The 11,331-nt window shown below is 53.1% G+C and carries 12 protein-coding genes and 2 pseudogenes; 2 read left to right on the top strand and 12 right to left on the bottom strand.

Annotation, left to right across the window (positions count from 1 at the left end; translation table 11 throughout):
- Positions 1 to 221 precede the first annotated feature (221 nt).
- The 5 genes and pseudogenes from ACRJJO_RS20790 to ACRJJO_RS20770 all read right to left on the bottom strand — a co-directional run bounded on the left by ACRJJO_RS20790 (position 222) and on the right by ACRJJO_RS20770 (position 3,095).
- On the bottom strand, positions 222 to 548 hold the full coding sequence (locus ACRJJO_RS20790) for a low molecular weight protein tyrosine phosphatase family protein (protein WP_431067486.1): 327 nt from the start codon (positions 546 to 548) through the stop codon (positions 222 to 224).
- A gap of 91 nt (positions 549 to 639) precedes the next feature.
- A complete protein-coding gene (locus ACRJJO_RS20785) occupies positions 640 to 1,368 on the bottom strand; it encodes a hypothetical protein (protein WP_431067485.1) in 729 nt (242 codons plus the stop codon).
- Positions 1,369 to 1,478: 110 nt separating this feature from the next.
- Positions 1,479 to 1,846 (bottom strand): annotated as a pseudogene (locus ACRJJO_RS20780) (MAPEG family protein).
- A gap of 101 nt (positions 1,847 to 1,947) precedes the next feature.
- On the bottom strand, positions 1,948 to 2,652 hold the full coding sequence (locus ACRJJO_RS20775; protein ID WP_431067484.1) for a hypothetical protein: 705 nt from the start codon (positions 2,650 to 2,652) through the stop codon (positions 1,948 to 1,950).
- A gap of 68 nt (positions 2,653 to 2,720) precedes the next feature.
- Entirely contained in the window at positions 2,721 to 3,095 is a 375-nt protein-coding gene (locus tag ACRJJO_RS20770; protein ID WP_431067483.1) for a BrnT family toxin, read from the bottom strand.
- Between the two features lie 638 nt (positions 3,096 to 3,733).
- On the opposite strand from ACRJJO_RS20770, the pseudogene ACRJJO_RS20765 reads away from it, so the two are divergent.
- Both ACRJJO_RS20765 and ACRJJO_RS20760 read left to right on the top strand, forming a co-directional pair.
- Positions 3,734 to 3,913 (top strand): annotated as a pseudogene (locus ACRJJO_RS20765) (integron integrase); the annotation flags it as partial.
- Positions 3,914 to 3,954: 41 nt separating this feature from the next.
- A complete protein-coding gene (locus ACRJJO_RS20760; RefSeq protein ID WP_431067482.1) occupies positions 3,955 to 4,158 on the top strand; it encodes a hypothetical protein in 204 nt (67 codons plus the stop codon).
- Positions 4,159 to 4,191: 33 nt separating this feature from the next.
- Here ACRJJO_RS20760 and ACRJJO_RS20755 read toward each other — a convergent pair whose 3' ends face one another.
- The 7 genes from ACRJJO_RS20755 to ACRJJO_RS20725 form a co-directional block, all read right to left on the bottom strand.
- Positions 4,192 to 5,022 carry an SDR family NAD(P)-dependent oxidoreductase gene (locus ACRJJO_RS20755; RefSeq protein WP_431067481.1) on the bottom strand — a complete coding sequence of 277 codons (831 nt, stop codon included), beginning with the start codon at positions 5,020 to 5,022 and terminating at the stop codon, positions 4,192 to 4,194.
- Between the two features lie 230 nt (positions 5,023 to 5,252).
- Positions 5,253 to 5,891 carry a class I SAM-dependent methyltransferase gene (locus ACRJJO_RS20750; RefSeq protein WP_431067480.1) on the bottom strand — a complete coding sequence of 213 codons (639 nt, stop codon included), beginning with the start codon at positions 5,889 to 5,891 and terminating at the stop codon, positions 5,253 to 5,255.
- Positions 5,892 to 5,926: 35 nt separating this feature from the next.
- The gene (locus tag ACRJJO_RS20745) at positions 5,927 to 6,397 is read right to left on the bottom strand and encodes a ferritin-like domain-containing protein (RefSeq protein ID WP_431067479.1); all 471 of its coding nucleotides are present in this window, start codon (positions 6,395 to 6,397) and stop codon (positions 5,927 to 5,929) included.
- Between the two features lie 3 nt (positions 6,398 to 6,400).
- A complete protein-coding gene (locus ACRJJO_RS20740; RefSeq protein WP_431067478.1) occupies positions 6,401 to 7,138 on the bottom strand; it encodes a ZIP family metal transporter in 738 nt (245 codons plus the stop codon).
- A gap of 219 nt (positions 7,139 to 7,357) precedes the next feature.
- On the bottom strand, positions 7,358 to 8,293 hold the full coding sequence (locus ACRJJO_RS20735) for a SufB/SufD family protein (RefSeq protein ID WP_431067477.1): 936 nt from the start codon (positions 8,291 to 8,293) through the stop codon (positions 7,358 to 7,360).
- Positions 8,280 to 9,002 carry an ATP-binding cassette domain-containing protein gene (locus ACRJJO_RS20730; RefSeq protein ID WP_431067476.1) on the bottom strand — a complete coding sequence of 241 codons (723 nt, stop codon included), beginning with the start codon at positions 9,000 to 9,002 and terminating at the stop codon, positions 8,280 to 8,282. Before ACRJJO_RS20730 ends, ACRJJO_RS20735 begins: the two co-directional genes overlap by 14 nt.
- 4 nt (positions 9,003 to 9,006) lie before the next feature.
- On the bottom strand, positions 9,007 to 10,995 hold the full coding sequence (locus ACRJJO_RS20725) for a heavy metal translocating P-type ATPase (RefSeq protein ID WP_431067475.1): 1,989 nt from the start codon (positions 10,993 to 10,995) through the stop codon (positions 9,007 to 9,009).
- Positions 10,996 to 11,331 lie beyond the last annotated feature (336 nt).

Genomic DNA, 11,331 nt, shown 5'->3' with positions numbered 1-11,331 from the left:
CTAGCCCCTGCTCGGACACTTGACTTCGGTAAGCTGAAGCATCTTGCTAATCAGGAAATGGAATATATGTAAGGAGCCGTCGCCAGAAACGTCAACACAATGGCAACAATGCTCAATAGCTCTTTGTATGGTACGGCTTCCATTGTTCCAATTGCCTAACGCCTTGCTAAAACTCGCGCGCTGTTCGCGCGTCGTTTTTGAGCAATTAGTTACTCATTTGTTTATCGAATCCGAACATGTTTGGATACTCTGCTCTCCAGTAGACGAATAAGGTTAGGGTCCATGCGCTCGTAGCTGTCAGGGATATCCAGAGAAATCAGCCTCTTATTTTTGAGGAGGTCGCGGTACTTTTTTTTCACCTTATTCCGGTGCGACTTTTCCATAACGAACACAACATCTGCCCACTCGATGAGATCGCCGCTCAATGGCGTCTCCGCATCGGCGTTGGTACCGCACCCAATCGCCTCGACCCCATCGTATCGCGAGAAGATCTCTTCTCCGGTTGGGCTTCGCAGCCTATTCTCACTGCAGACAAACAATAGCTTCATGTCGGACTCATGTACACGTAACGATCAAGCTCAGCGACGCGGTTCGTCTGCGTCCGCTGAAACGCCTGGTCCATCCGTAGCACATACCCAGTCATGCAGATAGCTCGTCAGCAAGAGCGCGAAGCAGTTTCGCCCCATCGCCACGCCATGCGCTACCGTGCATGCATGCAAGCGTTGAAGGGTTTGTCGAGGCCAGACGCTCAAGCATCGCGCGTGCATTCTTCGTGTGCGAGAAGTAGTCCATCTCGTGGCGGAATGCCTCGCTCGGTCCCAGGATGTCCGACTCTGTGATAGGCGGAAGATCGGCGCCTTTCTGCGTGAACAAGTCGCCACATAGCAATGTGGACGTTAGCTCTTCTGTCAAGAAGCCGCAATCCCACGCGTGCGGCAAATGCGGCGTATCGAACCAACGCACAGAGTGCTTGCCCAGGGAGAGCCGTTCTCCATCGGCAAGCGCACGGGGTGCCCGATCAGCAAGGTCACTAACCGATACCATGGCGGCTACCGCGCCGCACAGGGGTACCGACTGCGGGGAGACGGCGAGCCATTCATTGAGCGATCCACATTCGTCGGCTTCGACATGGGAAAACGCAATGTAGCGAAGGCTCTCGACCGGTAAAACGGCACCGACTGCTTCGCGCACCAATGGAAACAATTTTCGCGGACCGGTGTGGAAGAGCAATGGTTCATCGTCCATGATGAGGAATTGATTGAATGAGAACCCACCCGCACCTTCGATGACAATTGGCGTGTTGATGCGATAGATCCCGTCGGCAATTTCGTGCACGTTTGTACCGGATTGCTTGTTCGTAATGGTCATCAGACTCTCCCGGCCACCGATTCTGTCACAGTGACGCTAATCCCCAAAGCTTGATAAATAACAAAACTTCAAAAACCGCCATGAGGCGGCACGTCCCTTTGAGCGCCATTTTAGAGCGTCCGTAAGCCGCTGTACACAACGTAAGCGAGATTGGCTACTGCCAAACCGATCACTGTAAAAATGGTAACTTGCATTCCCAGTATGCGATAACGAAGGCTTTCGGTCAGCAAGCCCCTTGCATGCAAAATGCGTCCCACGAGCACAGCAATACCGCCGAAATGCACGAGGGCTACATGAGCTTCGCTTAACTCAAGCAGAACGAGCAATATGAGAGAAATGGGGATATATTCTGTTGCATTTCCCTGGGCTCGGACGCAGCCTGGAGTTCAGGCTCGCCTCCATCGCCGAGACGCACTTTCTTTTCCCGACGCAACTTTATGACCCGAAGCGACAACCAGACAATCAATAATGCCAACATCGCAGCATACAAAGAACTGATCATATTTCCTCCCAGTGATGCTTTAACGCTTTAAATAAGCCGCCAATTTGGAGCGGCAGCGGAAAATAGGTCGGCTTAATTCACTTGTTATATTTTTTTTCATGCCATTTGTAATAATTCTGACTTCCAGGCCAATTATTAACCATTTTTCCTATTAGCTCAGAGATCACCTCATCAAGCTTTCTGCTAGTTCGACGCTTGCTATTCTTTTGAACTTTTGCGTCACGCACAAAAATGTATCCTTTCTCGAACAGATCATCACAACCAGACTTGCACATTAATGCGGCTACGTTATCAAAATCTAGTTTTTCATTCTTTGTGCAATCCGATCTTTTCTTGATATGCGCAGCTACAAGGAAGTCAACTGGAAAGTCATTCCCACAAATAACGCATTTAGAGAAAGCTTTCCCTTCACAAAGGTAAGCCCGCAAGAATGCTTGTTCCTTTCGCGCCTTGGTTGTTGAATCTTTGTCTAAATCGGCCTCTTCAGTCAGTCTCTTCAGATGAGATCCGACTGGCGCTAATGAACTCTTCGTAGTTCCTGAAGAAAGAATAATGCTATCATGCTTAATGTAGGACGGCCCTTGGTTGATTTTGGGGTTCGACATCCTCACCCCATAGCCCGCCAAATATAAAGCTTCCAACTCTTCCTCAGTTTCCACCCTGACATAGTCAACATCATGTCTTGATGTGGTTGCAACGAAGCACCCATCAGGATATCGATGAGGCGTCAGAATGGCGCCGCCATAAAGCTGCCCCTTTTTAATCGCTGTAAGTCTGCTCATAGACTCCAAAAATATAACGTTGCAAATAACCGGACGCGAAAAGCGCGTAGCGGTTTTTGCGGTCCGAGTTAATTTGCATTGTTATAACCAGAATGGTCAGCAAAGATTTGTCGCTCTTCTTTGCTTGCTCTTCTAAACGAGATCACCCGCACTGTTTCATCTGTTCGCATGGTTGTTACGATGAAAACGACATTATTTTCATCATCTACGCCAATGTGCTGATGTCGAATTTCGTCACCTTTTATGATTGGATCGCTTGTAATAAATGGGTGAGATTGAATGGGGAGTAACCAATTCTGCAAAATATACACAGCACTTTCAAGCGAATATCCATGCTTTTTTCTGTTCGATTCGTCTTTCTCCAGATCGTAATCAATCTTGCTGTACCCGAAAACTAACCGGAAATCCGTTTCATTGATTCCTAACTTTTCTGGTATATCCATGACGCTTATTAGTTATAACTATTGATTCCCAGGCAAATCTGCCCATACAAGTTGATATTACCGGTATTTTCAGGCATTTTTGCCTTGATATTCGATAAACCGCGCATAGTTGCCTCGATAACTTGATATTAGCTGACAATCCAGGCAGATTTGCCCGCCCATTAAATTGCCGCTGACTTTAGATGGTACTGTTTTCGAAGTCAAGTTCAAGTTCGCAAGCTCTACCGGTTGTGGCGTGCGAAGGATCATGCGTTTCAAGCATTATTCCCTGCATACCGAAAGTACTTAACTGCGATTGAATAAAGCGCAATTCGTCAGGTTTCATCGAATGACGGAAAGACAATCCTTATTTGAACACAGCAAAGCCAAATTTGAAGGCTATGTATGCGGTAATAGTTGCCCCCGCCACCGGAAGCACTTAAAAACTCAAAGCGAATGTAGGGTACGCTGCGCGTACCTAATGTCGGCACAACGAAACACATGAGAGCACGTTAATCTACGGGCGGATCTCCTGCGGTACGCACAGCGTGCCCTACAGTCTTTTCGGCATTCGCATACTAATAATTTCAACTATTAACGCAAACATAGACAAAATCGAAGCCTTTTTGACGCATCCGGCTACGTAGCGTAATGTCGCCGGATCGACGCAGAATCAAGCGATGAACGCTTTGGCTTTTTTCTACAAAAAAATTCTCGACAAGCCGCTGGAAAAGCGTATCGATGCGATTCGTTCCGGCAAAAAACGGCACATTCCGGTCGTGTTGTCGGCGGATGAAGTGAAACAGGTTTTGGCACGCATGAAGGCGTTCCGCAGTTAGCGGCAAAGATTCTGTACGGCAGCGGATTATGGATTACCGAGGTGGTCAGGCTCGGAGTTCAGGATCTCGATTTCGAATACAATCAGATTACAGTGCGTGCCGGCAAGGGCGACAAAGACCGGGTGAAGACCTTTTCCGAGACGTTGATGCCGCTGCCGCGCCATCGCCTTGATAAGGTCAATCTGATTCCAAGCAGGCAACGTCTCGAATTCCGCGTGTCGGCAATGAGGAAGGGTAATGGTTGACTCAACCATGACGGTCATGGGTTAACACTGCAGTCAACGGATCGAATAGTTCGAACAAACCCGATAAAGCGCGTCGACAGCCTCCCTGTCTCGGCTATAGCTGCAGACGACTTCGTGCTTGTGTTCATAGTAGCGCCCGGAATGTTGCTGGCCGGCCGGGTCGGTCGCGAGCCATACCGGGGTTTCGGCGCCATGATCCGGTGTTTCGTGGCCGCCGAATCCCAAATCGTTGCTCAATTTCGAATTGACGTCGCCCGGATGACAGGCATTGACCGCAATTCGGTAAGGCAGAAGTCTTTCCGAGAAAGCCGCGCTCAGCATGCGGTCGGCCTGTTTGGACTGTCGGTAGGCGCTGTCGCTGTCGTAGCGCCTGCGGGTAAACTCCAAATCGTTCAAATCCAGGCCGCCGGCCCAGTAGCTTGCGACATTGACGACACGGGCAGGCGCCGACGCTTTCAATGTATCGGCGAACGCGTCGATCAACCGGAAATAACCGAGCACGTTGGTGGCGAACTGCATTTCGATGCCTTCGGAGGTTTCCTGCCGGGTGCGCGGCGTACAGGCGGCATTGTTGATCAATGCATGCAGCGGACCGGTCCAGCGTTCCGCCAAACCACGGATTTCGAGATGCTCGCTCAAGTCGGCGAGCTCGAAGCGCACTGCTTCATTCCCCGTGGCCGCGATGATTTCCCGCACCGCTCGTTGTGCTTTATCGCCATCGCGGCAAACCAATACGACTTCGGAATTCGGCTTTGCCGCCAGTTGCCGCGCAATGGCTTTGCCAATCGCCCCGGTGGCGCCGGTGACCAAATAAACCCGTACACCGGAACTTTGAGCGCTTGATGAATAAGCAGATGAAACCATGAAACCGCACTCCATCGAGGGATTTTTAGACCCGTATATTATCGTGTAACTGTCGTTTTCAATGAATCAATCCTCGTAACTATTCAGCGCATTTGGTCGGTTTGGCGTCGGGTATTGATTTCTAAGGACGCGTAAATACGTCCCTGTAAGCTCTGACCGCAACGTCCTGTTGCAGACAGCCTTATAAATCAATGCCCGACACCTTCTTATATATGACTTATGCTGAATAATTACCAATCCTCTTTCGTTGCCGCGACGACAACGAATGCACATTGACCCCGCCCTGCCCTTAGCGATTCGATTTCCCGAGTTTCGGACAATGGGCGGGCGAGCGTCTGCCCCCAAGCGTCGATCGAGAAACCGGTTTCCAGCAGAAGTTGCTCTACTTCGTCAGCCGAAATGAATGTGGCTTCGCGGTAAAATACGCTCTCGTCCTGATGCGCCAAATAATCTTGTCCCAAGGCACTTTCCCTATCGATAAACCCGATCACAAGGCGGCCGCCCGGCTTAAGCACTCGGTAAGCCTCGGCAAGCATTTTCACTGGGGAGTCTACAAAACAGATGGTCGTTACCACCAACGCGTAATCGAAGGTGCCGACTTCGAAAGGCAGATTCTCGGCCACGCCTTCCACGACCTTTATGCCTCGCGCCGAAGCATGGAGCAACATCGCCGGGGAAGGATCGACGCCGACCTGTATCCCTAACGGCGCCGCGAAGCGACCGCTGCCGACGCCTATCTCGATGCCGTAACCTTCCCAGGGCACGAATGGACGCAGGGCCAGCAATTCCGAGATATAAGCAGCCTCATGCTTTTCGAACCACGCCTCATAACGTTGATGATGAGCCTCGAATGGAGCCACTCTAGGCATGGCGCGACTCCTGTTGAAAACTGCCTTCCGCGATCCTACTCATGGCCGCCCCCGTGTCTGCCGCGACGTCCTTCCCCGCCGCCATGTCCACCGCGTCCGGATGATCCTTGCATACATCGCTGAAACGCCGGCAGGTGGCGCTGCTGCGATGCGTCCCGAAGATTGCGGAACACGGTCAGAATATCCGGTCGTTCCGTGGCTTGAACTAACCGTTCGTAGATTTCGGCATTGGCGATTTCGGCGGCGACGCCCGCTTCGCAAGCTTCTTGCAGACTCTCATAACGCTCAACATTTCCCAACCAGGGATTCTCGGGAATGGTTAACCCATAGCGAGAAAAAAGTGTGCAAAGCGCGTCTATGTGTCGGCTTTCCGCATCTCGTATGTTGCTGAACGGCGACACATCGCCAAAGTCGGCAATGACTTGATCGTAGGTTGCCAAGGCCCGGTATTCATCATCCAACGCCTCGTTGAGGGCGGCGATTTCAGTTTCGGTGAGCTGGTTCATGGTTTACCCTCCAAGGTGAAAGAAAGCGACGGTAGCGATGCCCGCGAGCAACAGCAATATTTGGCGTAGCGATGTCAGCAGGCTAACCTGCCGGTGCAAGGCAGGTATCAGATCGGCCGTCGCGATATAGATGAAGCTGGCGGCAGAGATCGCCAAAATATAGGGCGCCGCCTCGCGTGTCTCGACCAGCCAAAAATAGGCGATCAAAGCACCTGGCAATGTGGCGATGGATGATAATCCATTGAACACCAAGGCCTTCACACGACTGTAGCCGTTGTCGAGCAGGATGGCGAAGTCGCCGACTTCCTGCGGGATCTCGTGCGCAATCACCGCCAATGCGGTAGTGACGCCCAATGGTATAGACGTAAGGAACGCTGCGGCGATCACCACGCCGTCCACGAAGTTATGGAAGGCATCGCCGATCAGAATCAACGGCGCGGCATGGCTATGTACCTCGCATCCGCTGTTGTGACAGTGACGCCAGATGACGAGTTTTTCCAAAACGAAAAAGCCGACCATGCCGGCCAAGACCGTCGCCATTACCGCAATCACCGGAGCCTGTTTCAGCCCGGCGGGCAACATGCCGAGAAACGCCGCGCCAAGCAGCGTGCCGGTCGCGTAGCTGATCAAACAAGGAACCAGCACTCTACGAATGCCTTCCGGAAAGAACAAAAACAAGGCCGCGCCGGCAATAGCGCCGATACTGCCCAACAGACTGAACCCGATTATCCATAGCAGCATTCATAGTACCCCTCAACTGATTGAACTCTCGTTCCCATGCTCCTGCGTGGGAATGCATACCAAGGCTTAAGCACAACGTAATACTCTCAGCGCCCGTATCGGTTCCCACGGAGGACCGTGGGAACCAGGGAAAACAAGACCGCACCAGGAATAGCGTCTAAGCTTCCCAACAGACTGAATCCCATTATCCATAGCAGCATTCGTAGGTCCTCGATCGATTTAACGCAACATACCCAACACGATCATATCCGTGGCCTGCTCTGGGGAAAGCCCGTGCGCGATCAAGGTCTCCATTTGTTTCTTGTCGACCGTGCCGATAGCCGCTTCGTGGGTGATCTTCGCAAGCGGATGACTGACTTTGACGACCGGCGTCGATTGTCCGACCGCTTGGTCTTTGATGATTTCCATGCAATCCATGTGACCGCGCGAACCTTCGGCGCGGCCCTCGGTGATGCCGACGATGTCCGCCCGGGCTTCGCCTTCCAACGCGACGCGGCTTTTGATCATGCTTCGCGAGAACCGGCCGTTCAGACTGACTTCTTCGTTGATTTTGATCGAATCGTCGTCATGCCCGTAGACGCGGGAAATGATCTCGACGACCGCGTAATCGTCGGCCTGTATCGATTCATTCAAATCGAGCCGCCCGACCCTGCCCGATGTCAACGAGAAATTCGCGCTGTAGCGCGCATGCTTGCCGACTTTGATCTGTGCTGTCGAATTGACTTCGATACCACCGGAAAGCCCATGAATATGACTATCGGTGAAATGAGCCTGTGCTCCGTCGCCAATCTCGATGAGCTTCTGCATAGTGTGCTTGACGACTTGGGCATTCGCGAACAGGCCGTGCGCGATGAAATCGGCCTTGGCGCCCGGTTCGAGCACGACATGGACGCTAAAGTTTTGACTACCGATGCCGTGCAGCAACGCGAAACAAAGATGGACCGGATTCACGATGTGAGCATCGCGTTCTATCCTGATGTCGACCTTCGTCGACTCAGGACTTTCAACGATGTTCATCGAAAGACCCGGAATCGACCGCCGGCTGAGCAGTGATTGCCCGTCCGCCGCGATATGCGCGGTTTCACGGTCGTCCAGGATACCGCGATCGATGCCGCTCGCGTTCAGTAACGGAATGAATCGATCAGTCAGCAGCATAGTCGCACTCCCGGCCGTTACAAACGATACAATGTCTGGCCTTGTAATTTTGGATGATCTTATCCGGCGCGCCGGTCATGACGACTTTACCGCCGCACAACAATGAAGCCTTGTCGGCAATGCCGGCGACTTCTTCGCGATGCGTGATCAGCAGAATCGACGACCCGTTTTGTTGTATTCGTCTGATCACGGCCAGGATGCTCCGGACCGAAACCAAATCGATGCCGGACACCGGTTCGTCCAGAATGCAAAGCCGAGGCCGCAATGCAAGCATGGACGCCAGCTCGATGCGTTTTCTTTCACCCCCGCTCATCGACTTGTCCAACGGTCTGTCGAGATAGTCGTCGGGGTTCAGTCCGACTTGGGCCAAGCATTGTGATAAGTCCGCATGACCCCGGCCAATGCTCAAATAATCGCGCACCGATATGCCTTCGAACAAGGCCGGCTCTTGCCAGACCATCGAGATGCCTGCCTGGGCGCGTTCGTACATCGTCCAGGTGCCGACGTCCCGGCCGTCAAAGACGATTTGCCCGGAACTCAGCCGAAAACCCTCGCTGCCGATGATCAAGCGCGCCAGGGTGCTCTTGCCGGTGCCGTTCGTGCCGATCAGCGCATGCACATCCCCTTCGTCGATAGCGAAATCCAGACCGTCCAGAATGTTTTTCTGTCCCACCCTATAAACAGCTCGACGCAGCTCCAGCAAAGCCATACGTTTAAGACTCCGCTTCGACAGTCGCTTCGGAGACGGAAGGTAAACTTTCGGGTTCGCAGCGCTGATCGCGGCCGGTCAGCTCATCCATTTTTCTGAACATAGGACCGACCAGCGATTGCTCGATGCCGGTAAAATACAAGCGGCCGGCATTGACGACGACGAACACCGAACTGACATGATGCAGCAGCGCGGCAAAGATCGGATTGAGCAAGCCGAATGTCGCCAGCGCTAGGCCGACGCTGTTGAAAATGACGGCCCACAGATAATTTTGCCGGATGATGCCGCCCATTTTATGACCGAGCCGCAAGATCGTGACCAGATCCTGGGCATCGTTACCGAGAATGACGACATCCGATGAAATGATCGCCAGATTGACGTTCTTGTGCCCGCCGATCGCGATGCCGACATTGGCGGCAGCCAAAGATGGCGCGTCATTGACGCCATCGCCGACCATCGCCACTTTGCCCTGTTCCTGAAATCTTTTGACCAGCGCGGTTTTGTCCTCCGGCTTGCAATTGAAATAGTATTCGTCGGCGTTGATATAGTCGGCCACGCGATTGGCCTCCTGTTCTTCGTTATCGCCGGTCGCGAGCACGACCTTTTCGATGCCACAGGCGCGGATCGTATCGGCCAAGCCCCGCATTTCCGACAGCATGATATCGCGAATGACGATGACGCCCTGGACTTCGCGGTCGACCGCCAGCCAGACAGCACGGCCGGTATAGTCGATAGCCGGCAATTCGATGTCCTGAAGGCTCAGCGTTTCGGCGCTGCCCATCAGAATTTCCCGGCCTTCGATCCGGGCCTTGATGCCGCGGCCCGGAAGGTCCTCGGCTTTCTCGACCGGCAGGAAGGCATTCAGACCTTGCTTTTTCGCATAATTGACGATCGAATGCGCGATCGGATGATCGAAACGCGATTCGATCGATGCGGCCAGTTCCAATAGACCCTGTGTCGGCAAGCCCATTTCGATGACCTGGCTGACTTCGGGTTCTGCCAACGTGACCGTGCCGGTTTTATCCAGAATCAGCGTTTTGATGTCCTGCATGTTTTCCAGCGGCTCGCCGCCACGGGCCAGAATATTCGAACGAGCCAGACGCCCGATATTGGCGGCGAACGCGGTCGGCGTCGCCAGCGCCCAGGCACAAGGGCAAACCACCGCCAGTGCCGTCGCCATCAGATGCAGGCTGCCGGTGATGTAAAGCAGCAAAAAGGCATAGGCCGTGACCGACAACAGCAGAATCTGCACCGTGGTATCGGCGCGCCGCTGCAGATCGGATTTGTTCTCCAGACTGTTTTCGATTTCCTGAGTGATCACTGCGAGAAACGAATCGTCCCCGTTTTTATCGGCCTTGACCTGCAGCGGCGCGCTCAAATTCAGCGTACCCGATGTCACGCTGGCGCCAGTCTCCTTATATACCGGAAAAGGTTCGCCGGTAATCGTCGATTCGTCGATCGCCGAGGCGCCTTCGATGATGATTCCGTCGATCGGAACCATTGCGCCTTTCGGAATCAGCACCGTGGCGCCTAGCCGAATTTGGTTGATCGGCACTTCCACGATGTCGCCGTCCTGCAGCATCCGGGCTGTCTTTTTGCCCTCCTGAATCAGGCTTTCGATCTTTTCCCGGTTCTTACGGATGATCGTGAACGAGATATACAAGCCCAGGCCGATGAACCAGGCGACCATCGCCCCGCTCAACGGCGCCCCATCGATCAGCGTCACGGTCATGACCAAAACGATCAGCAGTTCCGCCGAAACCTTGCGCAAGAACAACACGCTTTTCAACAGGCTTTCGAGATAGAGCGCCAAACAGAACAGATAAAACGGAATGCCCAGCCAATACAAGACCGGCAAATCATAAAGTGCATCCAAGCCGAATAAGACCACCGGAATGACCGCCGCGATGACGCGCAGCAGCATAATGTCTTGGCGCGGACTGATCTTCAGCAGTTCCGCATCGATTTTGTCGAAATAAATTTTATCGATCATGTTTGTGCCTTTATCAAATGTAGGTCGGGTTAGCGTCAGCGTAACCCGACATCCTCTCGTTCTCACGCTCCTGTGTGTGGAAACGCATAACGAACTTAAATACAACGTGCCACACTTAAAGCCGGTATCGGTTCCCACGGAGGACCGCGGGAACTAGGGAGACCGAGTTAGCGTCAGCGTCCTCTCGTTCCCACGCTCCTGCGTGGGAATGCATACCGGACTTAAATACAACGTGCCACACTTAAAGCCGGTATCGGTTCCCACGGAGGACCGTGGGAACCAGGGAGACCGAGTTAGCGTCAGCGTCCTCTCGTTCCCACGCTCCTGCGTGGGAAT

Origin of the sequence: Methylotuvimicrobium sp., from assembly GCF_050611805.1 — a bacterium.
Lineage (GTDB): Bacteria > Pseudomonadota > Gammaproteobacteria > Methylococcales > Methylomonadaceae > Methylotuvimicrobium.
Note: the sequence above shows the minus strand (reverse complement) of the source record. Positions and strands in the feature narration are given on the sequence as shown.